The following is a 24,378-nucleotide window of genomic DNA, read 5'->3' as shown; positions in this document are numbered from 1 at the left end:
TGGTTATCGGCGGGATCTGGTGAGGAGTCTCATGCACGTGTTCGGCGTTCGCACGCGAATCGTCTTGGCGTTGGCGTTGGTGCTGATGTCGATCGGCTGGGTTGGTGTGACCACGCCGGCGACTGCCGCCGATCCGGAGAGCTCGGTGGGGATCACCAAGTCCAACGACTTGGGCGACCAGCCCCTGGAGCCGGGTGGTGAGTTCCGCTACCAGCTGACGGTGCAGTGCTCGGGCCTGACGGTCGACTGCGTGAACCTCACCGTGACCGACACGCTTCCTGAGGGCCTGGATGTGACCAGCCTGCCGCAGTCGACCTCGACCCGGACGGTCACCTACGACGAGGCAACCCGTCAGCTCACCATCGTCTTCATCGAGCCGTTGCAGGAGCCGGTGGGAGCGGCGGGCCTACGAGCCGGCGAGACGGTCAACCTCGAGCTCGGGATGCGGCTGCCCGCTGACTCCCAGGTGCCGGATGGAACGACGATCTCCAACACGGCCACTGCGGATGCCGACAATGCGGACCCGAAGGACAGCACGAGTGACGTGACGGTCTCGGTGCCACTCAAGGTCACGCCGGTGGCGACCAAGACCTGGAGTGACGGCTCGGCTATCGCCGGCACGGGTGAGGAGTCGACGATCACCCTGGGAGTCCGCAACGGCTCCTCGTCCTCGGCACAGGTCACCCAGCTCTCGATCACCGACGACGACGAGGCGACATTCGAGAACTTCGACCTGACTCGTGTCGAGGTCACGCAGTTCCCCTCCGGAGCGGACTCGGCCCAGCTGGTGGTCACCACCCCCGACGGGGACAGCCACACGGGGGCGACCATCTCGGCACCCGGCACCCTGGCGCTGCCCGCCGGCGTCTCGGCGGGTGACGTCACCGGCGTCCAGGTCATCTTCACCGACAGCAGCGGCGCCGTGCTGCCCTACGACGCCACCGGTGGCGAGGTCGAACTAGGGATGAAGCTGCGCGACACCCACCGCTCCGATGGCAGCCCCCTGCGCCCGACCGACAAGCAGACGGTCAACAACTGCGCCACCCCCGCTGCCGTCGAAGAGCAGAAGGGTGATGTTGAGGGCGCCGATGCCTGCAAGGGCTACGACATCCTGCCCGACACACTCCTGCTCAACGGCACCAAGAAGTTCTTCCCCGACACCAATGGCAACTTCGGACAGGACACTGGCGAGTACGCGGTCCTGGGCGAGAACTCCCCGGTCAGCACCACGATCGATGTGAAGAACAACTCCCCGTTCCCGATCAAGACGCTGACCATCACCGAGCCCGACGCCAACTCGGCCACCGAGTTCGAGAAGCTCGACATCGACAAGGTCCGGGTCAGGTTCCCGGCCGGTGCCACCGACGCCACACTCACCGTCACCTATGCCGACGGCACCAGCACGACCAAGCAGTTCACCGAGAACGCCACGGCCGACGTCGCCAAGGCCGGTACCCAGGTCGCCAAGGTGGAGGTCACCTACACCGGTGTCGACGCTGACGGCGAGCCGGCCATCACCGAGGGCTCCACCTCCAGTCTCGACCTGCACGGCACGCTGACCGACGAGGTCACTGCCGAGGATCTGCCCGACGGCTCCAGCCCGGGCATCGCGAACTGTGCCGGCTTCGAGGGCTCCGCAGGCCGGGTCGACGGCACCGGAACCGCGAGCGGCACCGCCTGCAAGGACCTGAGCATCCAAGAGCCACGCACCAGTGGGGAGGGCGTCAAGACGGTCGGCCAGACCGACGTACCGCCGGGCCAGCCGATCCCGTTCACCCTCACCCTGGCCAACAACGGCAACAAGCCGTTGCCGGGTGCGCAGATCACCGACCCCCGTACCGGACCGGACGGCAAGCCGGACCCGAACTTCCCCAACCCGTTCGACTCGCTGCAGATCATCTCGGCGAGCGTCACCAAGCCCGCCGACGTACCTGAGGTCGACCTCGAGGTCTTCGACCCCAACACCGGCGGCGGCACCTGGGTCGCTTACGACGCCGCCGACACAGCCCTCCTGACCCGGGCCAAGGGCATCCGGGCCACCGTCGACGGTGCGCTGACACCCGACAAGAAGGTGACCCTGAACCTGGTCACCGAACGCCGCGAAGGAGTCCCCGACGGCGTCGACATCCTCAACTGCTTCACCCCCTCATCCGACCTCGGCCAGGGCGACCCGGCCTGCGCGCCGCAGATCGAGACGGCCCCGGTCGACGACTCCGCCTCGCTCAACAAGAACATCGCACCAGGCACGCTGCCCGAGTTCGTACCCGGACTCCCGCAACAGTTCGCCGATGTGACACTCCAGGTCCGCAACGACGGCAACCTCTCGGCGAGCATGCTGGAAGTCAGCGACAACGACGCCGACTTCTTCGACGCCGTCGACTTCGTCAAGATCGGCTCGGTCACCATGCCGGCCGGGGCGAACCAGGTCCAGATCGACGCCTTCGTCGACGGCGCCTGGATTGACGGTACGCCGGCGCCCGAGGGCGCCCTGCCAGCCGGGGTCGACCCCGGCGACGTACAGGGGATCCGGGCGAGGTTCTCCTCGACCAACACCAACAACGACGGCTATGTCATCGTGCCGTGTGCCGACGGCGCCGATTGCCAAGGACAGCTGGTCTTCCAGATCAGTCCGCGCGAGACGCTGCGCAGCAACGGCGGACCGGTGCCGGCGCACCTGGAGAACACCGTCACAGGTGAGTTCCTGACCCAGGCCCAAGACCCCGACGACCCGAAACAGATCGACCCCAACGACGCCACCCTGGAGCTGACCGAAGGCTCCCCGCAGCTCTCGGTGAGCAAGACGCCGGACAGCGCCATCGCCCCCGGTGAGGACGCGCCGTTCCTGCTCAGGGTCACCAACTCCGGCACCGCGAACATCCCGAACCTGGTCGTCAAGGACGCCCTGCCGCGCGGCATCGCCTTCGACGAGACCTTCGTGGGCGATGACGGTCAACCCTTCACCGTCATCGACACCCGGGTCCCCGACGGGACACCACCGGTTCCCTCGCCGGTCTTCTCCACGACCAACACCGGCGAGCGCGTCAGCGGCCTGGCCTGGGACTTCAGCAAGGATGCCGACGGGAACCCCTGGGTGCTCGCACCCGGCGCTACGTTGACGATCGAGATCCACGTCAGCCTCGAGGCTGGTGTCCTTGCCGGCGACGAGATCAGCAACACCATGGGCGCGACCTCGACGGCACCGGACCTGACCTGCAGTGCTGATTCGGGCTCCGACAAGGACGGTCCGTTCGGTGAGGGCCTCTACTGCACGGATGACGCCGCGCTGACCGCGCAGGCGGGGGCCGCGTTCAACGCCCGCAAGTGGGTGGCCGGCAACCCCGACCTGGGCTGGTACAACACCCGCGACCACGCAGCGGTGCCCGTCGGCGACGCCTCGTGTGCCTCGACCACCGATGCGGCCGGCCGCGAGTACACCGCCTACCCGTGCATCGCGCTGGTCAACCCCGGGGACCAGTACAAATACCTCCTGCGGGTCCAGAACTCCGGCACCGAGTCGGGCACCAACATGCGGATCATCGACCGGTTCCCCGTTCAGGGCGACCAGGGCGTGATCGTGGACGCCGACCGCGGCACCGAGTGGGACCAGCGGCCCACCCTGGCCTCCCGGCCCTCGCTGAGCGGCCCAGGCACGCTCACCACCCGCTACACCACGTCAGAGCCGATCTGCACCGACGACCTGGCCATGGGCGGGGTCGGATCCGACGCAACCCAGTGCCCCGAGTCCGCATGGAATGCAGACTTCGGGCCCGAGGTCGTCGCCGCCGAGATGGAGTTGAGCTTCGACCCCGGACTCGCGCCCGGCGAGGACGTCGACATCACCTTCGCGATGGACACGCCGTTGGACGTGACCAAGGTGAGTGACCCGACCATCGCCTGGAACTCCTACGCCCACGCCGAGACCACCGACCGCAACGGCGCACCGCACGTCCTGCCGCCCACCGAGCCGATCCAGGTCGGTGTCGCCCTGGCCTACGGCGACCTGCGGCTGGAGAAGCAGATCGGAGAGAACCCCTCCAACCTGCCACTGGACGGTGAGACCTTCCCGTTCCGGGTCACCTGCACCATCGAGCCCATCGGCCACGACCCTCAGGTCGTGTTGGATGAGACCTACCAGGTCTCGGCCGACCAGCCGATCACGGTGCCTAGCCTGCCCGCCGGCGCGGACTGCGAGGTGTGGGAGACCGACGCGCGCGGCGGCACGTCCGACCACGACGCCGACAGTCCCGTCCAGGTCACCATCACACCGGGGACCGAGGAGACCTCGGTGCAGACCGCGGTGATCACCAACGACTTCCCGATGACAGTCGTCGCGCTCGACAAGCAGGTCACCGGTGATGCCAAGCAGTACGCACCGGACGCGTTCGACGTCGACCTGACCTGCACCTTCAACGGCACGCCCATCGACGGATTCGACCCCAAGCACATCAGGTTGCACCCCGACCGGGGCGTCTTCCAGGCCAGCGTTCCGTCCGGCTCGCAGTGCTCGGTGCTCGAGACCGACTCCGGCGGTGCGAGCGTCGTGATCTACGACCCCGCCGGCGCCACCGGCCAGGACGGCTCGGGCGAGGTCACCACGCAGACCGGCCAGGCCCAGGACATCACCGTCACCAACCGGTACGACGCCGGCGGAGTCGTGGTCAACAAGGAGACCACCGGCGCCGGCACCCCCGAGCTCGCCCAGGGCCCGTTCACCTTCAGCGTCGACTGCGCCTTCAACGGCGTCGACCACGCCGTCGTCGAGTCGATCACCATCCCCGAGGGCGACGGCGACCAGACGACGTTCACCTCCGACCCGCTGACCGGTCTACCGGCGGGTGCGGTCTGTGCGGTCACCGAGACCGACAACGGCGGCGCCGACGACACCCCTGACCCGGTCACCGTCACCATCGAGCCGAACCAGAACGTCACTGCCGGGTTCACCGGTGACGAGGCGAACCAGTTCTCGGCCGCCACCATCGGGCTCACCAAGACGCTGACGGGCACCGCCGCCGAGGCCGACTACGCCACCGGTGCGACCTTCACCGTCCAGGTGACCTGCCAGCTCGAGACCACCGACCAGAACGGTGATCCCGTACGGACAACCGTGTTCTCCGCGCCCGTCGACATCAAGGGCGGTCAGAGCATCGAGGCGCTCACCGGCGCCGATGGCGAGGTCGTCAAGCTGCCCGTCGGCACCCACTGCTTCGGTGAGGAGACCAACACCGGCGGCGCCACCTCCGCCGTCGTGGACCACGACAGCTTCGACAACGCGGTGGTGGCGACTGTCCAGGACGACCCAGCTCAGGCACAGGCGATGACGATCGCGGCCACCAACACCTTCGAGGCCGCGCCCCTGCAGATCACCAAAATCGTCGACGGCAGAGCGAGCGGCTTCGTCGGCGACCGGGCGTTCACGGTCCAGGTCAGCTGCGTCCTGGACCAGGGCGGCGCGCAGCCGACGCCGATCCTGACCGCCCAGGAGCACCAGGTGAGGGCAGGCCAGACCGTGACGATCGCCGACCTGCCGGTCGGTGCACAGTGCTGGGCGGTCGAGACCGAGACCGGTGGCGCCACGACGGTGGCCATCGACCACGGCTCCCAGGCCGACGCGGTCGCGGTCGGGCAGGGCGTCGCGTCATCCATCTCGGTGGTCAACACCTTCGACGCGGGTGAGCTGACGGTGAGCAAGAAGGTCGTCAACGGTGGTCCCGGCCCCTACTCGTTCGAGTTGGCTTGCACCACCGGGCAGGGTCCAGTGAAGCTGCCAACCGCTGATGCAGCGTTCACGCTCAAGGGTGGCGGGTCGCGCACCATCGCTGTTTCGCTCGGGGCCGACTGCACCGTGGAGGAAGTTCAGGTCCCCGACGAGGCAAGGGTCGGCTACCTCAACTCCCAGGGCGCTCGGAAGGGACATGTAGCCGTGGACGGCACTGCCGCCATTCACGTGACCAACACCTTCAAGAAAGAGCCGGCCGTGGGAGGTAAGGGAACCCAGGACGACGACACTAACCTCCCAGACACCGGCGCGCCGTTCTCGCCGATGCTCCTGGCCGGAGCACTGCTGCTGGTCGGCCTGGGCGGTGCGCTGACCTTGGTGTCAAGGAGGCGACTGCGTTGAGACGCATCAGATCCGATCGATCCGATCCACTGGTCGACTCGGTCCGCTGAGGGAACGTGAGAGGCAGCGCTATGTGTTCGCCGGGCGAGACGGGACGGGGCCAGGTGTCCCGCCTCGCCCCTCGGCGCCCGCAGCCACCTGGCCTGCCGAATCGGCTGGCCCGGGCGTTGACTCGGGCCCAGGCGCAGGAACGTTCAACCGAGGGCAGCGCGCGACGCTGGGCCTTTAGGCTCACCCGCTCGCTGATCGCCGGGACACTTCGCCTGGGATATCCCGTCGACGAGGTCGCAGCCTGCCTGCACGTCACCAGCGAAGCGATTCGGAGCCGCGGCGGCGACGAGCAGATCAGTGCGATGGAGTTCATGTTCATCGCCGAGGTCGAGCCCCGCGAGTTCCGGAGGTGGCGAGTCGAGGGCCTTCTCCCAGAACCCCAGGAGTTCTACCAGGCCAGCGCCCTCATCCATGCCCTGGTCCACCACCAGCAGCATCGAATCGGCCGGACGCAGTCCGCCGTTTCAGACAGCCGGCCACCAGGGCGAGGCGGGCGATGACGGCTGGCGACGACGAGGCGGCCCTCCCGGAGAGCACACAAACGAAGAGTGACTGTGACCCAAGCGACGACCAACCCCGAACACCGGCCTCGGCCGGCCATCGAGCGTCGGTGCAGCAGCCCTGTGGGCAGGGTCGTGAACGAGGACGCTGCGAGACCATCCGGAGACCTCGAGCGACTGAGGCCCGCCAACGGTCGGCCCCAAGGATGAGTTCCCAGGACCAGAACGGACCGTCAGGGGCAGATCCCCGCTCTACCGTGAGTGCGGGGGAGCAGGTTGCAGCCGATGAGGCATTGACACAGCTCGGAACCGCGCACTGGCATCAGCAATGGTATGAGGTACTCGAGCTGGCCGAGAAGCATTGGCGGCTCCTGCTCAAGTACGGGTTCGAGGAGATCCAGAACGCTCTGGGAGACGTGCCAGAGGATGCCTTCGTCTCCTATCCCCGGGCCCGAACCCTGAGCCGGATCATCTGCCCCGGCCGAGAGATCCCCGCTGACACTCGCCCGCACACCGAGCTAGGGCTGGCCGACGCCACGTTGCAGATGATCGACACCCGACTACGCGGCGAGGTCGCGGCGGCCTCGAGGACGGCCTTGGCGAGCGAGGCACGGGCAGAGCGGGCAATGGGCCATGAGATCCAGCTTCCCGCGGCCGAGTTCCGGGTCTACTTCGAGCAAGCCGGGTCGTGTCACCTGCTCGCAGGCGAGGTCCACCACGCTCGACGCTGCCTGACCCGCATCAGCAGCCCCGTGCAGGAGTCGATCAGTGTGGGGCAGCGCCGCGATGTCCTCGGCAAGCTGGCCTTTATCGCCGCGGTCACCGGACACATGCACAGCGCCCGTGGCCTCGTCGAGACCGCCGACCCGCTCCCACGTCGCACCGGTTGGCTCCACGACCTGGCTGAGTCCACGCTGAAGAGCAGCGCGGCCCTGGCCCGGGTCGAAGCACTCGATCCAACGAGCATCCAATTTCCCGTGACAGGCATCGGCGCGGAGACCTCGGCGGACGAGTTCTGGTTCGGCGGACGGCTGGTCGAGACCCGTTGGGCGCTGGCATGGGGGGAACCGGCAGCCGTTCTCAGCAACATACGCGAGGACCGCCGCGAGAGGATCACCCCGCTGAGCGGCGACAGCCTGGCCGCGACGGTCATCACCGCGTGTGAAGTACGCCTTCTGTTGGCGCTCGGCCAGCCTGAAGAGGCTGCACAGACTCTGGCTGCAACGTCGCTCCGGCACCCGATGCTGCAAGTCAACCGAGCCCGGCTTCAGCTCTCCCGCGACGAGCCGTGGGAGGCCTTGGCCGAGCTAGCTCCCATTCTTCATACGGTGCATCCGTGGCTCTACGCCAGGATGGAGGGCCTCATCCTCGCGGCGAATGCTCGCCACCGCCTGGGACACTCCGACGAAGTGGCAGCACTGCTGGGTCGGGCGCTCGCGATGGGTCAAGCCGACGGCATGACCACACCCTGGGCGTCGCTGGATCCAGAGGTACCGGCCCCTGTGCAGAGCCTGGACGGACTCGCACCCGTTCTGGAGCGGTTGAGGACTGCGCGCACGCGACCGTTCCCGACTCCCAAGCTCACCCGCACTCTGCTCTCTACCCGGGAGTGGCAAGTGCTGACGGTGCTGTCCCAGGGCCTGACGTTCGAAGAGGCCGCGCGCCGCCAGTACGTCTCGCGTAACACCATCAAGACACAGGTGCGTTCGATCTACCGCAAGCTCGGAGTCGCATCGTTGCCGGAGGCCATCGCCAAGGGCTATGAGCTCGGGTTGATCGAATGAAGCCGCGCGTCCGCATCAACGGTTGGAGACGAGCCGTCGGCGATCCAGCAGAGCCCGTTCGCACGGGGAGTGGCCCCGCGGGCCAACCACCCGCCCCGTGGCTCACCGGGGTACGCGACTGACCCGGACCCTCGGCCCAGACATCGCCGCACTTCAACCGACGAGGTGCGGCGGCCATCCCTTCACGAATACGGAGTCTCGAAATGAACTGGTTCTGGCATGCAGTGTGGATCGCGATCGTGGTAATCCCGGTGACGCTGCTGTGGATCTCGGCGCTCTTCCATATCATCGTCAACTCCTCGTTGCCCGGCTGGTCGAGAGCTCTCTGGGTGATCGTCATCTTCCTGCTCCCCATCTTGGGAGCGCTCGTCTACCTCGTCGTCAACGGCAACCACGCAGTCGTCACCGCCGATGGCCAGACCTCCAGCCAGGCTGCGCCGGGCCGATCGGCTGACCTGCCTGCCCAGCTCCAACACCTCGCTGACCTCCACCGGGCCGGGGACCTGAGCGACGCCGAGTTCGCCACCGCGAAGGCGGCCCTCATCGACTGACCAGAACAGACACCACCCGCCCCCGCGGCCGCACGCACGCGCTGCCGGCCGGGATGCCGAACAAAGGAGTAACGCATGTCAGAGAAGACGCCAGCATCGACCACGCCCGGCCCTCGGCTCATCATCGCCGCCATCATCGCCGTGCTAGCCCTCGTCTTCGTTGTCCAGAACACAGGAAAGGGTGAGGTGGACTTCCTCTTCTGGACGCTGTCGATGCCGGCCTGGATCTGGCTGCTGGTCATCTTCGCTGCCGGTCTCGTCGTCGGGTCGATCTTCCCGTGGCTGCGGCCCCGGAAGAAGCGCTCCTGACCTCGACCTAACCTCAGCGAAGAACTGGCATGGCGTCCATCAGGCTGCACCCGCCCCGGAACGACCGGCCGGTAGCCATCACCGTCGTCGCCGTCCTCCTAGCGACACTCACCGTCACAGTCACCGTCGGGCTCGCATTACCAGCCGACGCGGCAGACGCGGTGAGAGACACCACTGGCGACAGCGCGGGCGACGCTGCGGGCGACATTGCGTAGGACACGGCGGCCAGGAGCCTGGCCGCGCGGAATGCGCCGGTGGTGCGGCTGGTGCACCAGACGGAGCCGTGCGGGCCGGGGGACCCGTATGAGCCCTCGGATGTCGAGGCGTTCCTAGAGCGTCCCGATGCCTCGGTCTCACGTCAGCCGGGGTGAGGGTATCCACCCCTCCCGTCGATGCCGCGTGGTCCGAAGACTCGGGGGTGCGAACTGGTGGGATTGCTCCCGGGTAGTCGGGTCGGGTGGCTCTCGCATGGCAACGGACTGGTGTCATCGCACAGGTGGACGCGGACGACCGTCCTGAACGGCAGATTCGGGTCGGACGAGGATGGTCCGTAGTCGAACCGGACTTCGTACAGGCGCGCGCCAGAAGTGGAGTGCACTTGATAATCGCAGCTGATCGAGTGGAGGTGTTCTCGCAAGACCTCAGCTCGCGCGGCCACGTCGGCCTTGGCGTCGGCGAAGGTGCTCCGAACGACGGCGTGCTCGCCGACGCGCTTGAGGCGCTTTGACGGCTCATTGAGACCGGTCAGCGCTTCTGTCGTAAAGCGGATACTCACGGCCCATGCACCTCGTTCAGCGAGCGTCGTCAGTTGGCCGACCGGGCGATGGGCGGGCCAGCGCACTGTCGGGGTGTTTGTGACGGCTTGGCGCGATGGTCTTACCTCGGCCCGACCTCGTTGGGCGATCGGCGCTGTGACCCACTTGGGGTTTGGTCGAGCAGACACTGGGTCGCTTCGGCGGGCGAGGACATAGGGAACGATGTGCGCCTCGTCCCGGCGGCTGGGCCCCATCTGCCGGCACTGGTCGCGGTCTCGCGCACTGACCGAGGAGAAGAGCGCACGTTCAGCTAGGTGAGATCGGTTCTAGCGAACCAGCGTCGTTGCCAGCGAATCGACCGTGCACCACGACTAGGTGTATGAGGGCAGGACGTTGGTGACGCCACCGCGAAGTCGAGATGCGGGCGGCCGTCCAGCGGCTCCGCTGTGCGGTCGGTGGTAGTTGTAGTGGATGTTCCAGACAGCGATCGCGGAAGAGCGGGCGTCCTCGCTATTGAACTCGCGGGCGTAGAGCAGTTCCTCGGCCAGGATTCGCTGGTAGCGCTCAACCTTTCCGTTGTGGCGCGGGGTGTACGGCTTCGTCTTCCGATGTCGCGTGCGTCGGCCGACGATTCGGGCGAAGTCACCGGAACGGTAGCAGGCCCCGTTGTCGGTGACGCCCCGGTGGATGTGTGTGATGCCGTGGGCGGCGAACCAGACCTTGGCTCGGGCCAGGAACGCTGCAGCGGTGGCTCCCTTCTCGTCGGGCAGGGGCTCGGTGTAGGAGAGTCGGGAGAACCCGTCGACGGCTGAGTGCAGGTAGGTGTAGCCGCGCTTCGCACCAGCTGACTTCGCTCGATCGACAATCTTGGCCTGGTCGCTGTCGCGGCCGTGGATGCGCCAACCGCCGCCGTCAGGGATCCTGCCTACCTTTTTCACGTCGAGGTGCGCCATGTGTCCGGGCCAGTGGGCGGTGATCTTCCCGGGCTTGCGGTTATTTTCGCCGCCGGGGTCGATGAATCTGCGTCTGCCCAGCCCGAGCCTGGTCAGGTGGCGGGTGACGGTGCGGCGGTTGATCGTGAACCCGAGGTAGGCGAGCTCATCGGTGATGCGCTGCGCTGACCACTTGTGCTCGCGTCGCCAGGTCTCGATCTGCTCGATGACCCAGGATGGTGTGGCATTCGGGCTCCGGTGGGGGCCCGATGAGCGGTCGCGCAGTCCGGCATCGCCGTGATGCAGCCACCGATTGACCCACTTCGATGCGCAGGCACGTGAGATACCCATCTCGGCGGCCACGTGAGCGATGGGACGTGTCTTGCATCGCTCGACCAGTCGGCGGCGGCCCTCGATGCTGAGCGGGGCGTCAGCGTGGCTCATACGTCCATCGCGTAGGAACGCTCGATCAGGCCGGTCATCGCCTGTTGGAAGTCGCGGCACTTCTTGTCGCTCCAGCCTCGGGTCAGCTCAACGAACACTTCTTCCTGCCAACGATGCGCCTGGTCCAGCATCAACTGACCCGCAGAGGTGAGCGATGCTTCGCGTCGTCTCCCATCGGTCGCAGACGCCGCCATGACGAGATACCCGGCTGCCGTGGCGCTCTTGATCAACCGTGACGCGCCGCTCTGGTCGATCCCGACCTCCTGCGCGATCGCGTTCACCGTTGCCGAGGTCGCGCGCAGACTCAGTGCATGGACAGCCTCGCAAACGAGGACGAGCCGCCCCTGCTCACCGCCCGTGTCTGCCGCGACAGACCGTCGTGACCAGTGCCTGACGAAATGGAACAGGACCTGTCCCGGGCCAAGGTCTTTCACTCGGTTGCCGCCATCTCGCGGCAGATGTAGGCCAGCTCGAGAGTGGACTTGAGGTCTGGCAGCCTCAGAACAGCCGTGACTTTGCCGGCGGAAGCGCGGAAGACCGTCGCTACTCGCGTGGATTCGGGGCTCTCGGGCCAGGTCGCGTCCTCCTCGACCACCATCAGTCGCTCGCTGACTGGGTGCCAGGACCGAGGGATCAACTTGATCCCCGACCGCTCCACCCACTCGGCGAATTGTGTGGGTGTGATCGGACCCGCGCCCTTCGGGCCGAGCACGACGACCGGATCACCGACCGCCCGCGCCGATCGGTGCAGGTCGCCGGCATTGACGCTCGCGTGCCACTCGTTGATCGCTTCTTCCAGGTTGGGTTCCATGACCAGAAGTGTATGCGCTTCGCATACATCTACGCTCAAGTGGCCGCGACATCAACCTCCTGCCCCGCAACAACTAGGGGACCTTCGATCGAACGGGAACCACGCGACATTCGGATCCTGCCGAGGACAGCGCAGGTAAGAACGGCGGCGAGCAGGTCACTCACTAAGAAATCCACTCGCACATGTTCGGGTCCGCGACCAGCTGATCCGAGGTCGCGCAACTCACACCCGAAGTTACGGCTCTACAAGTTCAGGAGAAACGACATATGACCAAGCTCGCCATCATCTACTACTCGGCCACCGGTACCGGCCATGCACTCGCGCAGCGGGCGCAGGAGGCCGCTGAGAAGGCCGGCGCGGAGGTCCGTCGCCGCCACGTGGAGGAAACGGTGACCGCTGAGGTCATTGCGACGAACCCCCAGTGGGCAGCTCACCGCGGCGTCGTCGGTGATGAGCCGGTCGCCACCTCCGATGATGTGGTGTGGGCCGACGCCGTCCTGCTCGGCTCACCGACCCGCTACGGCGCCATGGCGAGCCAGCTGAAGGCCTACATCGACAGCCTCGGCCCACAGTGGCAACAGGGTCTGCTGGCCGACAAGCCCTACGCAGTGTGGACCTCGTCTATGACCGCCCACGGTGGTCAGGAGTCGACCATCTTGTCGATGTACAACGTGATTGCGCACTTCGGCGGAGTGATCGTGCCCCCGGGTTACACCGACCAGGTGAAGTTCCTGGACGGGAACCCGTACGGCGTCTCGCACGTCACCGGGCCAACCAATGAGACGCCCGTGGGCGACCGCGAGCTCGCCGCCGTCGACCACATGGTGGCGCGGCTCCTCAAGTTCGCGGACGCCCTGCGCCCGTGAAAAATTCGACGTCGGTGGGTCCCTGCGGGCTCGCCGGGCGCCGCACTAGCGTCGGTAGCGGCCGCGGCGGCGCGGGCCCGCGAGTAAACGAGAACGGCATCTAGCCCAGCACGCAGCCTGGCCGGCGCTGGGCACAGCAACCCTGGCGAAGTTCAATCGCCTGCGTCCGGACATCGAGGGCCCCTCTCCAGATACTGGGAGGGCATCGATGGTCGGGGCCTGGTGCTGTGTCATCACCACCCGCGGGGGCGTCGGACCTCAGCGTGGGTCTGTACCACCTGTAGTTCATGGTCGTGAGCTTGCTGGTGCCTCTGCGCCGACTCTCCCTGTTGCCCGTCACGATGGTCAAGACGGTGAGGGCGGGTTCACCACGGGTGGCGAACCCGCCCTCATCTGTGATTCGCGTCAGCTCGCGGCTTGTGAACGCCGGGGGAGCACCCAGTCCGGGCGTGGGAAGTGGCACGTGTAGCCGTGCGGATACCGCTGGAGGTAGTCCTGGTGCTCGGGCTCGGCCTCCCAGAACGGGCCTGATGGCTCGATCGTCGTGACGGCCTTGCCCGGCCACAGACCCGACGCGTCGACGTCGGCGATGGTGTCTCGTGCGACCTGCTCTTGCGCGGGGGAGAGGGGGAAGATCGCGGACCGGTAGCTGGTGCCGCGGTCGTTGCCCTGCCGGTTCATCGTGGAGGGGTCGTGGATCTGGAAGAAGAAGGCCAGGATCTCCCGGTAGGTCGTCTTGGTTGGGTCGAAGACGATCTCGACGGCTTCGGCGTGGCCGGGGTGGTTGCGGTAGGTGGCATAGTCGTTCTCACCGCCCGTATAGCCGACGCGTGTGCTCAGTACGCCGGGCTGGTTCCGGATGAGGTCCTCGAGGCCCCAGAAGCAGCCGCCGGCAAGGACAGCAGTCTCGGTCTCCGGTGTGCGGGTGATCTGTCCAGTGTCGTGGAATCCGCTCGTCATACGGCGCGCTCCTCGGTGTCGGTCTGGGGGTCGGTCTTGGTGTCGGGATGGGTATCGGTCGTGGTGTGGGTGGTCTCGAACAGGGCCAGGTACTCGCCGTACCCCGCTGCCTCGAGCTCGGTGACCGGGATGAAGCGGAGCGCGGCCGAGTTCATGCAGTACCGCTGACCTCCTGCCTCTTGTGGTCCGTCGGGGAAGACGTGCCCGAGGTGACTGTCGGCTCCAGCGGAGCGGACCTCGGTGCGGGCCATCCACAGCTTGCGGTCGACCTTCGTGTGAACGGCGTCACCGTCGATCGGCTTGGTGAAGCTGGGCCATCCGGTGCCGCTGTCGTACTTGTCGGTCGAGGAGAACAGGGGCTGGCCGGAGACCACGTCCACGTAGATGCCGGGTTCGTGGTTGTCCCAGTACTCGTTGCGGAACGCGGGCTCGGTCCCGTCCTCCTGAGTGACGCGGAACTGACCCGCGGTGAGCCGGCCGACCGCTTCTGGAGTCTTGCGGTAGTCGTGTGACACGATTTCCTCCTCGTCCCCGCCGCTGGCTACGGCGGCACTTCTCACAACACCACTCGCACCTGATTTGGTCCCGAGCGGTAGAGACTCTGACGGTGACCTCACGATGGTTCTCACCTGAAGCTCCCGCCCCGCCGCTGGAAAGCGTCGGCACCAGTGTTGGTGGCATTCGGCATTAGGTTCCTTACCTTCTCTTGCCTGGTCAGCGCTGAGGAGGCTTCCGCCGGGCCGGGCGTCGAACGACGTGGCGCCATGGTGTCGACGCGTTGGCGCGATGTGCGTTGCGGACACCGGAGATGCCGCCGGTAATCGGGCTCGAGGTGGCGCGCCGCCCCGGCCTGCTCCTGGAGACCGCGGCCCCTCGGCCCGGGAGTCGTAGTGGTCTTTGACACGGGAGCGGTCAGCTCATACTTTGGACGAAATAGTCCCCCGGACCTCGAGCCGTCGCGGAGACCGGGTTGGCGTGACATGTGTCTGAGGGCCGTTGGGTCCGGAAGTGAGCACCAGGTGACGATCTCGCGTGGCTTCTTCGGCCAGCACGACCCACGGGCGGTGGACCTGCCGCCTGGCCAGCACCTGACCCACGGGTTCCCGGTGTTGACGGCCGGCCCGACCCAGTCGATCTCGACGCAGGACTGGGGCTTCACCATCACCCCTGAGAGCGGTGAGGCGAAGCGGTGGACTTGGTCGGAGATGATGGCCCTGCCGGCTGAGGACATCGAGGTCGACATCCACTGCGTGACCCGATGGTCGAAGCTGGCCACTCGCTGGCGCGGCGTCGCTCTCGACACCTTCTTCGAGGATGTCGAGACCTACTACGAGTACGCGATGGTGCACTCCTACGGTGGGTACACCACCAACCTCCCGCTGGAGGACCTGCTGGACGGCAAGGCATGGGTCGTCTATGAGTACGAGGGAGATCCGCTCTACATCGAGCACGGTGGCCCGGCGCGCCTACTGGTGCCGCACCTGTACTTCTGGAAGTCCGCGAAGTGGGTGAACGGCATCACGATGCAGCGCTTCGACGAGCCAGGGTTCTGGGAGGGCTTCGGCTACCACAACTACGGCGACCCGTGGCGAGAGGAACGGCACGCTGGTGACTGAGGTCGACACGTCGGCGAGCAGCTCCGACGACTACGACGCCGTCTCGTCGGAACCGACGCCGCCGGCTAGCAGGAACCGCTGGCGTAAGGCGACCCTCGTCGGCTTGCACAAGCAGTCCTGGCACTCGCGAACGCTCGCGCTGCGTGTCCCGGACTGGCCCGGTCACCTACCCGGCCAGCACGTCGACGTACGCCTCACGGCCGCGGACGGCTACTCGGCGCAACGCAGCTACTCCCTGGCCGAGGCCGCTTCACCCAACCGCGTCGCGATCACCGTCGACCTGCTTCCGCACGGCGAGGTCTCCCCGTACCTGGTGGAGATCATGGAGATCGGTGACGAGCTCGACGTCCGCGGACCGATCGGCGGGTGGTTCGTCTGGGAGCCCGGCGATCCCGCGATCGGTGAGGGCCCGGTCCTGCTGATCGCCGGCGGCTCGGGAGTGGTGCCGTTGGTCACCATGCTGCGTGCCAGGCAGCGGGCGGGTGACCTGACGCCGACCATGCTGGTGTATTCGCTGCGCGGACCGCGTGACCTCATGTACGAGCGCGAGTTGAGGGAGATGTCGACGGCCCGGTCCGCCTCCGACGCCGCCTCCGATGCTGGCTCCGACCCCACCGCCGCCCGTGCGGCGGAAGCGGTTGACGTCCGCCTGGTCTACACCCGCAAGGTCCCCGAGGGGCACGCGCGACCCGCCTCGCACCTCGACATCGCGGACCTCGAGGCGCCCCCGACCTGGCCGGAAGCCCTGGCCGCCCGCGTCTACGTGTGCGGATCCTCAGGCTTCGTCGACCACGCCACCGCCCTGCTCCGCGAGGCGGGTTACCCCGACGACCGCATTCGCACGGAACGTTTCGGAGCGACAGGAGCCGATCGATGACCAACGACCTCCCCACCCAGGCCGCCAACGACGCCAAGGACGACCACGACGACCGCATGGACGCACGGCAAGACCTGGACGGGAACGCCGCGGCCGGCGAGTTCGCCACCGTCTTCGGCGGCGACCCGACGACGGTGACGGTCCGCTGCGGAAGCTGCGGGGCCGCACAGGTGTTCGGGCAGCTGCTGGCCTACCTCGGCGGGCCTGGGACCGTTCTGCGCTGTCGCGAGTGCGAGGCGATGGTCGCGCGCCTGACGCGGACGCCGCGTGGCACGTGGCTCGATCTCTCGGGCTCCGCCTCGTGGCTGTTCCAGCCGACGACCGACCTCGCCTGACCGCGTCGTCAACACGCCCTCGGGGACGCCACCCACGTTCTTGACCACGTTCTTGCACGCACACCGGCCGGCGGGGTCAGGCGAGTGACGCCGTGTGTCCCGTCACTTCAGCGCGAGCGTCTCCACCGACTGTCCGGTGATCTCGGCGATCAGATCGAAGTCCTTGTCCACGGCGAGCACGGTCAACCCGGCCTTCTCCGCGGTAGCTGCGATCAGGAGCTCGGGAATCGACGGCGCACGATGCTGCCCGCGATCAGCCAGCAGCATCTGACCTCCCACGCTCGGTCCTCCATGGCGGGGGCGAGGTGTTCGATCGGCATGAGCGAGATCGGCGGCAGCCCGAACGCCTCACGGCCGGCATCGCCCGAACGCACGGAGAATCCCAGTTCGAGCCTCGTCACGGTCGAGAGCCGCACCAGGCCGCGCTCGATGCGCGCGTTCCACTCCTCAATGCTGGAGGCCCGACCGGCCTGCATGCGTACGTAGGCTGACTTGTCGATCAGCCAGCTCGTCGCCGCCACGCGGCATCCATCACCGCTGGGTCAGCCAGGTCACCAAACGCCGCCGCAGACCAGATCACGGTGTGGTCCGCCGACGGCCGGGCGTGGGCCGTGGCAGGTAAGAGCCGAGCTCCGGCCCGACACGAACCTTCCAACAGTCCGCTGCCGGTGAACGGGCATCGGAGCAGACGACTCTTGCCGGCGGTCAACGTGGGGGAGAAGGAGGGCCAGATGAAGGCATTGGTGGGAGAGACTGTCGTGGCGGAGGCCGCGCTCGGCGACATCGTGGCTATGGAAGGGAACGGCTACTTCCCGCCAGACTCCGTCGTGGAGGGTGTGCTCCGCAACAGTCCGACGCCCTACACGTGTCCGTGGAAGGGTGTCGCGCAGTATCACGACCTCGTCGTTGGTGAGACGGTGCTCAAGGATGGAGCCTGGTCCTACCCGCACGTCACGCAGTTCGCTGCTGAGCGAGTTGGGCGAGACTTCTCCGGCTACGTGGCCTTCGACTCGCGGCAGGTCCGGTTCGAGGAGTGAGGATCGCGGCGCCCGCACACGTTGAGAGACCTGCGGTGGACGTCGACTCGAGCAAGGACAACGATCGGCTGATCGCAGCCCAAGGCGGGGAGATCCACGGCGAGAGCTCCAGGAGGCGAGCCCAGCTCCAGAAAACGAGCCCACACGAGGGCTCGCACTACCTGGATGGTGGATGGCGCGGAGATCGCTGCCCTCGGCCGTGGGTCAGAGGCCACCAGCCGACTACGACGAAGTGGTGGCCCGTGAGGTCCTGGCCGCGCGGCACCCGGGGTCGTCCGATGACCTCGCGGATCCCCGAGACGAACAGGCGGTCGGTCTGTCCAGCGAGACGTGTGCCTCCACGACCTTCACATGGTCCCCGTCGGAGCCGGGACCTAGGCCCGACTCAGCACATGCGTAAAGGCTGAATCGGGCCCAGCGTGACCGTACTGTTGGTATCACCGCCGATGAGGTTCTTACGCGAGGCTGGTTACCGGAGACCCATCCCGACAGAACGAGCACGGCAAGCGCCGCCCCATGCGACCGCTCTGCGCCTGAAGGTAAGACCCGGCGCGCGGTTGTCACTTACGAGTGCATAACCACCTCAATCACATGACGGCCATGGACTCACTTGAGAGCCCGCCGCATGCGTGGGGGTGGCACAACCGGACGGTAGACCGGACGAGGAGGATCACCATTGCGCGGACCCATGAACGCACATCGGAGGCGATCGTGCGGCTGACTCCGCATCAGCGCGCGCTCACCCACGACGACGCGAGGGAACCGTTGGTAAACGAGGGCTGGCCGTCGACGGAGACGGAGATGCCCCGCAACGTCGTTTTCCGGTCAGCGGCTCGCCGGCGTCGGCAACAGGCGCGGCAGCCTCACCGGGTGGCCGTGCGTCACACTTCGCCTGCGACCCGACACCGCCGGACGGGCCGACGAGGCCCAAGGCATGGTCCGAACCGGGACCCGAACCGTGCACGGAGACAGGCACCTAGACCACCTAGACCCCCTAGGCCACCTGGTCCCCGCTGGTCTGCCCGACCAGGTGTTTTACCGCACTGCATCTGCGCGCGCGAGCCTGACGGCAGTGCCGCCTGAGTGACCGTTCTGGCTAGGCTTACCAGAGCAACAAACGACCGAGGTGAACCCGTGGATAACCCAGCTCCGAATCCATCCGGCGATAAGTCCAACACCCTGTGGGACCGACTTGATGCGTTCCTTCAGACCGATCCGCGTGATGCCGGTTGTGACCAGGCTATGGACATGCTGGACGTCTACGCCGAGCTTGTCGCCGCGGGCGGCGATCCGAGCGAACGGTATCCCGGGATCCGCGCCCACCTGCGATCTTGCGGCCCATGCGCTCAAGACCTCGACGGGCTCCTAGCCGTCCTCGAGCAGTCAGGAACTCAGCGCGACCCGTGAGGAGCAGCGCATGATCCTGACCCACGCCGGGTCCTCACCGCGACGCTGCCAGGGCATCGCAGGATGCGGCGCCTGCTGCCGACTCGGGTACGGATAGGTGACATCTCGTGCGGACGACCTCGTCGAGTTGGGTCGTCAGACGCACACCGTCGTACGGGGAACCGGTGCGGCTGGAATGTCGAGAGAATTGGTGCTGAAAGGATGAGTCGCAGAGGAACCATCCATCGGTAAGAACTAGTACACCGAAGGCCCCTTGTATGGACTGAATCGTCCGGTCTACGGTTGGCAAGGCACCACAGGGCGCGAGCGGCCCGGCACGTGTAGACACGGTGGGTGCTTCTTCGGATGAGAGAGGTAGCGGGTGGACGAGGCGGAGATGGATCCGGACAACCGCCGTTGGGTACACGACCTCGCCGCCGACAGTCCCCGACGTAACGCGGCGTGTGCCGAGTTGTACCCGCTCCTGCTTCGCGTCGCGAAGTCCGAGGCGCGGCGACGTGCGCCGGTGCTCGACCTGAGTGGTCCCGAGCTCGAGGACATCGCCCACCAGGCCGCCTCGGATGCCTTGATGGCGATCTCCGAGCGCCTGGACAGGTTCCGTGGTGAGGCGCGCTTCACCACGTGGGCCAGCAAGTTCGTGATCTTCAACGTCGCAACGAAGGTCAATCGTCACTTCTGGCGCCGCAACGAGGTCCCCTACGAGCAGGAGGACTGGTCCAGGCTCTCCTCGCGCTTCGATGTCGGACCTGAGGAAGAAGCACAGGTCCGCGAGTTCGCGGCGGCGGTCTCGGCAGCCGTGGAACGCAACCTCACCGATCGCCAGCGACTCGTGTTCGTCGCGACCGTCCTCAACGGGATGCCGATGGATCTCCTTGCCGAGGAACTGGGCTCGACCCACAACGCGCTGTACAAGGTGCTCTTCGACGCACGCAGGAAGCTGCGCATCGCACTCGTCTCGGACGGCTACTTGCCAGAAGCATCGACCAAGTCGGCCTGAACGGTCCTGTGGAGCAACGCCGTCTCGAGCGCCGCGCGGTTCCTTGAACCCTAGGGATCCTCAGTCACGTGCCGGAGAGGCCACGTCGTGATGGTCAGCGAGGGTCAGCGACGGTTGTTCGCGCGTGCAGCTTCGGCGGTGGCACGGTCGCTGTAGCCGGGGTGTCGGGGGTCGATCAGGTCGGCGTACCCCTCGGTGCGAGACAGGTAGTCGACCACGAAGGGGCAGATGGCGGTCACCGTGCCGCCGCGGGTCCGGATCTCGTCGAGCACGCGAGCCACCATGGCGCCGGCGACGCCCTGATGCTGATGAGTCGGTTCGACCTCGGTATGCAGCAGGGCATACCTGTTCGGCTTCAGGTGTGTGTAGAAGAGCCAGCCCACCAGGTCGTCACCGCGGTAGAGCTCAAAACGACCCTGCTCGGTGTTGTCGACAAGATGCTCGGCTGCACGCCCCTGACCCTCGCTACCCATCGGATCGCCCCTTCGAACCTCGTCCTCGGTGCGCGACCAAGCGGGCTCGTCGCCCCCGCACCGCGCCGTCCAATTATGGCGCGCCGCGAGGTCGCACAACACCGCCGCCGTACCCTAAATTGGACTGGGTAGTCCCGCACGCGGCGACGTTGGGCGCGAGACTCGATCCCACCGACCGGAGACGAACGAGGCGAGAAGAGACCATGGAGCCATCACCGGCCACCGTCGAGGTGCGCAAAGACGAGACCGCCCGACTCTACGAGGCACTCATCGACGGACAGGTCGTCGGCAACCTCGCCTATGAGACGACCGGTGGCCGGATCTCACTGACACACTCCTACGTCGACGAAGACCAGCGCCATCGAGGTGTCGCATCAGCACTGGCGCGCTTCGCCCTCGAAGACGTCCAGAAGAGCCAGACCAAGGCAGGGGTCTACTGCGGATTCGTTGCCGACTACGTCGAAGACCACCCGGAGTTCGAGGACGCCGTCGACGTCAACCGTTCGTCTCTCATCGCGACGCGTACCTCGCGAGACTCGATCAAGGGGCACTGAGACCATGAACGACCTCCACGTCGAGATCGAGCCCGAGCGGATCGTGACCGCAACCTTGATCCTGCGGGCCTGGTCGCCCGAGGATGCCCCCGAAGCACTTGAGATCTATGGGGACTCTCGAACCGCGGAGGCAGTTGGGCTGAGCCAGCCCGTCGGCGACCTCGAGGAAATGCGTGGGTTGCTGGCCCAGTGGGACCATCAGTCTTCCCACAGCCCATTGCCACAGGGCCGTTGGGCCGTGGAGTCGACCGACGATGGCCAACTGCTCGGTGGAGCCAGCCTCCTGCCGTTCGGTCCCAACGATCCGCAGCTGGTGCTGGGGTGGCATCTGCGACCGGGCGCCCGCGGACACGGTGTGGCCGGACAGATCGGCCACGCCCTGGCCCACCAGGCGTTCGTTGCCGGCGACGTCGATGAGGTCTTCGTCGCCGCACCAGTGCGCAACACCGCCAGCCTCGCTGTCGCGAAGCGTCTCGGGATGAGCAGGGTCACGGACCTGGATTGGTCGCATCAGGGCGTTCAGCTCGAGGTCCTGCGACTAGACCGTGAGGACCTGCACAAGATCCGGCCCGGAATCTCACTCGACGACTCCTACGACCCGGACGGCCTCGGCGACTGGTGACTCGATCCGCTGTCCCGGTCGATCCTCGACCTGGAGCAGCCGAATCCGGTGTGCGCGTTGACCAGCTGTCACCAAGGGCTCAGGATTCGCATCGCTAGCCCTGCGTCGCCCCGCCGTCGACCCGCGGGAGGAGCCGGCCCGGCGGTGTGAGCATCCCGCAGCAGCCGCCGTTCGGCCGCTATCGTCAACGCCGATCCTCACGAGCGTCTAAGTGATGGGGACATTGATGCAGTCGAATCTCGGGTCGTACGCCTGTCGTGCCGCGTTGGCCTGTCTGGCCTGCGAGCTGCTGCTGGTTGGTGTGCTGGTCGTTGCGGCACCGCCGACAAGCGCCGCTGAGGGTGCGCCCGATGGCGCGGCGGGGAAGCTGATGCTGGTGTTGGACTCGTCGGGGTCGATGAAGGAGAAGGTTCCCGGTGGGCAGACCAAGATTGCTGCGGCGAAGGAGGCGCTCCACCGCGTGGTGAAGCAGCTTCCCGCCGAGCAGGCGGTCGGGTTACGGGTTTTCGGCGCGGAAGTCTTCTCACGCAACGACAAGGACGCCTGCCAGGACTCGCAGCTGCGGGTTCCGGTCGGGACCGGCAACCAGGCAGTGCTCGATGACGCGATCGACTCCTATAAGCCCTATGGCGAGACGCCGATCGGGTACGCGCTCGGGCAGGCGGCCAAGGACCTGGGCTCGGAGGGGGAGCGGAGCATCGTCCTGGTCTCCGACGGCGAGCCGACCTGTGAGCCGGACCCATGCCAGGTCGCCAAGGATCTGAGCAAGCAGGGGATCGAGCTGAAGATCGACGTCGTCGGCCTCGACGTGGATGCCAAGACCGGTGACACGCTGCGATGCATCGCCGAGAACGGCCACGGGACCTACTACGACGTTGACAACGCCGACGACTTCGCCACCAGCCTGATCAAGGTCACGACGCGCGCCGCACGAACGGTGACTGGCAGGACGCCACCCCTGGTGGCGAGAACGTCCTCAACTACAAGGTGGAGCGCAGGCTCGACAACTCGTGGGTCACCTTCTCTGCCGCGTTTCGGGACCCCGAAGACACGGTGTTGAGCTCGCTCAAATTGACGGCGCCGGATGGGTCGTCGTGTGACGCCCAGGGCAACGTGGAGCAGCTCGCCGGCTACCAGCTGACCAGCACCGCGGTGCGGGCGACGCCGTTCGACACCTTCGGTGAAGAGAAGCCGGATTCCGCGTGCATCACCTCGCCATACGTTGTGGCGACGGTGGATCTCGGCTCGAATGCCACTGTCGGCACGCCGATCGAGTTGCGGGTCGTGGAGACCCCGGCGGTGACCAACCTGGACCAGCTGCCGGAGGCCTTCGACGGTGATCCGTCCTGGACCGACCCCGCAACGGGGAAGCCGACGGTGACGCAGGGCGGGACCTCGTTCGACGATGCGCCGACGTTGGTGCCCGGCAGCTACGCCGACTCGATCGTGCAGGGCGAGACGTTGACCTACCAGGTCCAGGTCGACTGGGGTCAACAGCTGAACGCCCAGGTGACCCTTCCTGAGCTGGACGCAAGCCATCGCGGTGCGGCGGGTGGTACGCCGATCGCCAACCTGCGCGTCTACAACCCCGGTCGCGGTGAGGCCACCTCGAACGACCTGGGCACTGGCCACAACTCGCAGCTGGCCTACTTTGGCGACGGTAGATCCGTCCTGTCGACTGTCGCCGGGCCGGTCCGAGTCAAGAACGTCACCGCCAGCTCCGACGCCGTCGCTGGCGCGGGACTCGACGGGCTCTACACGGTGGTCGTGTTCGTGTCGAAGCAGCCCGAAGGCAAGTCGATCCCGGTGCCGTTCCGCCTGGACCTCGGCGTCAGCGGGACGGTGGAGGGAGCGCCTGAGTACGCCGACCCGTTGGCTGCGTCGGGTGCGGCAGAGCCGAGCGAGGAGCCGACCGCGGAGCCCAGTGACGAGACGAGGGGCGAGCTGAGCGACGAGCCGTCCGGCTCTGCGTCGGGCAGCAGCTCATCGAGGAGCGACGACGGTGGTGGGTTCCCCGTCGGCGGTGTCCTCGGCGGACTCGCCGTGCTCGCCATCGCCGCCGGAGCCGGCGTCTACCTCAAGTCGCGCTCGAAAGCCTGACCGACCGGGTCAGGCACGTGCACCTCGCGAGATAGAAGACCAACTTCGAGGTGGTAAACCAGCCGGTGGCCCAGATTCAGGACCGCGGCCCGCGCGACCTTACAACCTCGACCCACCGGGGGCTCTGAATGGCGCCCGGACACCGGTAGATCGGTGCCGACAACCCCTCACGCGCACCGCCAGCCAACCGCCTCCGCGCAGCGGGTGCGAGGTCGGGGCATGGTCGAGCCGCTCCGCACGTGGCCTTGCCTGTTCGGGGACCACACGCTCACCAGGCGT

The 24,378-nt window shown here is 66.9% G+C and carries 23 protein-coding genes; 14 read left to right on the top strand and 9 right to left on the bottom strand.

The genetic code is table 11. The annotated features are described in order from the left end of the window. Positions 1–145 precede the first annotated feature (145 nt). A complete protein-coding gene (locus J2X46_RS20110; protein WP_310253724.1) occupies positions 146–6,118 on the top strand; it encodes a DUF5979 domain-containing protein in 5,973 nt (1,990 codons plus the stop codon). A 194-nt stretch (positions 6,119–6,312) separates the two neighbouring features. Here the strand turns inward: J2X46_RS20110 and J2X46_RS20105 are convergent, their stop codons facing one another. Continuing rightward, positions 6,313–6,606 (bottom strand): hypothetical protein, encoded by a 294-nt coding sequence (locus tag J2X46_RS20105; protein WP_310253722.1) that lies wholly within the window; start codon positions 6,604–6,606, stop codon positions 6,313–6,315. A gap of 269 nt (positions 6,607–6,875) precedes the next feature. On the opposite strand from J2X46_RS20105, the gene J2X46_RS20100 reads away from it, so the two are divergent. From J2X46_RS20100 to J2X46_RS20090, 3 genes are all read left to right on the top strand, one after another. Then, positions 6,876–8,453, top strand: a complete 1,578-nt coding sequence (locus J2X46_RS20100) for a LuxR C-terminal-related transcriptional regulator (RefSeq protein ID WP_310253720.1) — start codon at positions 6,876–6,878, stop codon at positions 8,451–8,453. Positions 8,454–8,692: 239 nt separating this feature from the next. Beyond that, positions 8,693–9,004, top strand: a complete 312-nt coding sequence (locus J2X46_RS20095; RefSeq protein WP_310253719.1) for a PLD nuclease N-terminal domain-containing protein — start codon at positions 8,693–8,695, stop codon at positions 9,002–9,004. Positions 9,005–9,079: 75 nt separating this feature from the next. Then, complete coding sequence (locus J2X46_RS20090) at positions 9,080–9,313, top strand: LapA family protein (RefSeq protein ID WP_310253718.1); 234 nt, start codon at positions 9,080–9,082, stop codon at positions 9,311–9,313. A gap of 1,126 nt (positions 9,314–10,439) precedes the next feature. Here J2X46_RS20090 and J2X46_RS20085 read toward each other — a convergent pair. The 3 genes from J2X46_RS20085 to J2X46_RS20075 are packed head-to-tail and all read right to left on the bottom strand — an operon-like array spanning position 10,440 to position 12,255. Next, positions 10,440–11,444: an IS481 family transposase gene (locus J2X46_RS20085; RefSeq protein WP_310253716.1), complete on the bottom strand. Its 1,005-nt coding sequence runs from the start codon at positions 11,442–11,444 to the stop codon at positions 10,440–10,442. Next, positions 11,441–11,878 carry a MarR family winged helix-turn-helix transcriptional regulator gene (locus J2X46_RS20080; protein ID WP_310253714.1) on the bottom strand — a complete coding sequence of 146 codons (438 nt, stop codon included), beginning with the start codon at positions 11,876–11,878 and terminating at the stop codon, positions 11,441–11,443. The genes J2X46_RS20085 and J2X46_RS20080 overlap by 4 nt, the downstream gene beginning before the upstream one ends. Further along, positions 11,875–12,255: a hypothetical protein gene (locus tag J2X46_RS20075; protein WP_310253712.1), complete on the bottom strand. Its 381-nt coding sequence runs from the start codon at positions 12,253–12,255 to the stop codon at positions 11,875–11,877. Before J2X46_RS20075 ends, J2X46_RS20080 begins: the two co-directional genes overlap by 4 nt. A 266-nt stretch (positions 12,256–12,521) precedes the next feature. Between J2X46_RS20075 and J2X46_RS20070 the strand changes: the two genes are divergently transcribed. Further along, positions 12,522–13,121 carry an NAD(P)H-dependent oxidoreductase gene (locus J2X46_RS20070; protein WP_310253710.1) on the top strand — a complete coding sequence of 200 codons (600 nt, stop codon included), beginning with the start codon at positions 12,522–12,524 and terminating at the stop codon, positions 13,119–13,121. Positions 13,122–13,526: 405 nt separating this feature from the next. On the opposite strand, the gene msrA is transcribed toward J2X46_RS20070, so the two are convergent. Continuing rightward, on the bottom strand, positions 13,527–14,081 hold the full coding sequence (gene msrA / locus J2X46_RS20065; RefSeq protein ID WP_310253708.1) for a peptide-methionine (S)-S-oxide reductase MsrA: 555 nt from the start codon (positions 14,079–14,081) through the stop codon (positions 13,527–13,529). Continuing rightward, positions 14,078–14,596: a peptide-methionine (R)-S-oxide reductase MsrB gene (gene msrB / locus J2X46_RS20060; RefSeq protein WP_310253706.1), complete on the bottom strand. Its 519-nt coding sequence runs from the start codon at positions 14,594–14,596 to the stop codon at positions 14,078–14,080. Before msrB ends, msrA begins: the two co-directional genes overlap by 4 nt. A gap of 504 nt (positions 14,597–15,100) precedes the next feature. On the opposite strand from msrB, the gene J2X46_RS20055 reads away from it, so the two are divergent. The 3 genes from J2X46_RS20055 to J2X46_RS20045 are packed head-to-tail and all read left to right on the top strand — an operon-like array spanning position 15,101 to position 16,909. Next, positions 15,101–15,697, top strand: coding sequence for a molybdopterin-dependent oxidoreductase (locus J2X46_RS20055; RefSeq protein ID WP_310253704.1), 597 nt, complete (start codon positions 15,101–15,103; stop codon positions 15,695–15,697). Beyond that, positions 15,690–16,574 carry an FAD-binding oxidoreductase gene (locus tag J2X46_RS20050; RefSeq protein ID WP_310253702.1) on the top strand — a complete coding sequence of 295 codons (885 nt, stop codon included), beginning with the start codon at positions 15,690–15,692 and terminating at the stop codon, positions 16,572–16,574. Before J2X46_RS20055 ends, J2X46_RS20050 begins: the two co-directional genes overlap by 8 nt. Continuing rightward, positions 16,571–16,909: a DUF6510 family protein gene (locus J2X46_RS20045; RefSeq protein WP_310253700.1), complete on the top strand. Its 339-nt coding sequence runs from the start codon at positions 16,571–16,573 to the stop codon at positions 16,907–16,909. Before J2X46_RS20050 ends, J2X46_RS20045 begins: the two co-directional genes overlap by 4 nt. Before the next feature lie 102 nt (positions 16,910–17,011). Here the strand turns inward: J2X46_RS20045 and J2X46_RS20040 are convergent, their stop codons facing one another. Together J2X46_RS20040 and J2X46_RS20035 are read right to left on the bottom strand one after the other, a co-directional pair. Beyond that, positions 17,012–17,176 (bottom strand): hypothetical protein, encoded by a 165-nt coding sequence (locus tag J2X46_RS20040; RefSeq protein WP_310253698.1) that lies wholly within the window; start codon positions 17,174–17,176, stop codon positions 17,012–17,014. Next, positions 17,122–17,430 carry a VapC toxin family PIN domain ribonuclease gene (locus J2X46_RS20035; protein WP_310253697.1) on the bottom strand — a complete coding sequence of 103 codons (309 nt, stop codon included), beginning with the start codon at positions 17,428–17,430 and terminating at the stop codon, positions 17,122–17,124. The genes J2X46_RS20040 and J2X46_RS20035 overlap by 55 nt, the downstream gene beginning before the upstream one ends. Before the next feature lie 210 nt (positions 17,431–17,640). On the opposite strand from J2X46_RS20035, the gene J2X46_RS20030 reads away from it, so the two are divergent. Further along, positions 17,641–17,946 carry a DUF427 domain-containing protein gene (locus J2X46_RS20030; protein ID WP_310253695.1) on the top strand — a complete coding sequence of 102 codons (306 nt, stop codon included), beginning with the start codon at positions 17,641–17,643 and terminating at the stop codon, positions 17,944–17,946. Between the two features lie 1,768 nt (positions 17,947–19,714). Continuing rightward, positions 19,715–20,350: a sigma-70 family RNA polymerase sigma factor gene (locus tag J2X46_RS20025; RefSeq protein WP_310253693.1), complete on the top strand. Its 636-nt coding sequence runs from the start codon at positions 19,715–19,717 to the stop codon at positions 20,348–20,350. A 104-nt stretch (positions 20,351–20,454) separates the two neighbouring features. Here J2X46_RS20025 and J2X46_RS20020 read toward each other — a convergent pair whose 3' ends face one another. Next, positions 20,455–20,823: a GNAT family N-acetyltransferase gene (locus J2X46_RS20020; protein WP_310253691.1), complete on the bottom strand. Its 369-nt coding sequence runs from the start codon at positions 20,821–20,823 to the stop codon at positions 20,455–20,457. A 203-nt stretch (positions 20,824–21,026) separates the two neighbouring features. On the opposite strand from J2X46_RS20020, the gene J2X46_RS20015 reads away from it, so the two are divergent. The 4 genes from J2X46_RS20015 (at position 21,027) to J2X46_RS20000 (ending at position 24,099) form a co-directional block, all read left to right on the top strand. After that, on the top strand, positions 21,027–21,377 hold the full coding sequence (locus J2X46_RS20015) for a GNAT family N-acetyltransferase (protein ID WP_310253689.1): 351 nt from the start codon (positions 21,027–21,029) through the stop codon (positions 21,375–21,377). Positions 21,378–21,381: 4 nt separating this feature from the next. Further along, complete coding sequence (locus J2X46_RS20010; RefSeq protein WP_310253688.1) at positions 21,382–21,999, top strand: GNAT family N-acetyltransferase; 618 nt, start codon at positions 21,382–21,384, stop codon at positions 21,997–21,999. A gap of 226 nt (positions 22,000–22,225) precedes the next feature. Beyond that, positions 22,226–23,059: a VWA domain-containing protein gene (locus J2X46_RS20005; RefSeq protein ID WP_310253687.1), complete on the top strand. Its 834-nt coding sequence runs from the start codon at positions 22,226–22,228 to the stop codon at positions 23,057–23,059. After that, complete coding sequence (locus J2X46_RS20000; protein WP_310253685.1) at positions 22,987–24,099, top strand: hypothetical protein; 1,113 nt, start codon at positions 22,987–22,989, stop codon at positions 24,097–24,099. The genes J2X46_RS20005 and J2X46_RS20000 overlap by 73 nt, the downstream gene beginning before the upstream one ends. Positions 24,100–24,378: the final 279 nt, after the last annotated feature.

This window comes from Nocardioides sp. BE266, from assembly GCF_031457855.1.
Classification (GTDB): domain Bacteria; phylum Actinomycetota; class Actinomycetes; order Propionibacteriales; family Nocardioidaceae; genus Nocardioides.
Note: the sequence above shows the minus strand (reverse complement) of the source record. Positions and strands in the feature narration are given on the sequence as shown.

What these genes read in the sequence shown, in the direction of transcription:
- J2X46_RS20105 (WP_310253722.1), bottom strand. Translation starts at nt 6,606, where the DNA reads ATGCTGCTGGTGGTGGACCAGGGCATGGATGAGGGCGCTGGCCTGGTA.
- J2X46_RS20100 (WP_310253720.1), top strand. Translation starts at nt 6,876, where the DNA reads ATGAGTTCCCAGGACCAGAACGGACCGTCAGGGGCAGATCCCCGCTCT.
- J2X46_RS20090 (WP_310253718.1), top strand. Translation starts at nt 9,080, where the DNA reads ATGTCAGAGAAGACGCCAGCATCGACCACGCCCGGCCCTCGGCTCATC.
- J2X46_RS20085 (WP_310253716.1), bottom strand. Translation starts at nt 11,444, where the DNA reads ATGAGCCACGCTGACGCCCCGCTCAGCATCGAGGGCCGCCGCCGACTG.
- J2X46_RS20075 (WP_310253712.1), bottom strand. Translation starts at nt 12,255, where the DNA reads ATGGAACCCAACCTGGAAGAAGCGATCAACGAGTGGCACGCGAGCGTC.
- J2X46_RS20070 (WP_310253710.1), top strand. Translation starts at nt 12,522, where the DNA reads ATGACCAAGCTCGCCATCATCTACTACTCGGCCACCGGTACCGGCCAT.
- msrA (WP_310253708.1), bottom strand. Translation starts at nt 14,081, where the DNA reads ATGACGAGCGGATTCCACGACACTGGACAGATCACCCGCACACCGGAG.
- J2X46_RS20045 (WP_310253700.1), top strand. Translation starts at nt 16,571, where the DNA reads ATGACCAACGACCTCCCCACCCAGGCCGCCAACGACGCCAAGGACGAC.
- J2X46_RS20040 (WP_310253698.1), bottom strand. Translation starts at nt 17,176, where the DNA reads ATGCTGCTGGCTGATCGCGGGCAGCATCGTGCGCCGTCGATTCCCGAG.
- J2X46_RS20030 (WP_310253695.1), top strand. Translation starts at nt 17,641, where the DNA reads ATGAAGGCATTGGTGGGAGAGACTGTCGTGGCGGAGGCCGCGCTCGGC.
- J2X46_RS20020 (WP_310253691.1), bottom strand. Translation starts at nt 20,823, where the DNA reads ATGGGTAGCGAGGGTCAGGGGCGTGCAGCCGAGCATCTTGTCGACAAC.
- J2X46_RS20015 (WP_310253689.1), top strand. Translation starts at nt 21,027, where the DNA reads ATGGAGCCATCACCGGCCACCGTCGAGGTGCGCAAAGACGAGACCGCC.
- J2X46_RS20010 (WP_310253688.1), top strand. Translation starts at nt 21,382, where the DNA reads ATGAACGACCTCCACGTCGAGATCGAGCCCGAGCGGATCGTGACCGCA.
- J2X46_RS20005 (WP_310253687.1), top strand. Translation starts at nt 22,226, where the DNA reads ATGCAGTCGAATCTCGGGTCGTACGCCTGTCGTGCCGCGTTGGCCTGT.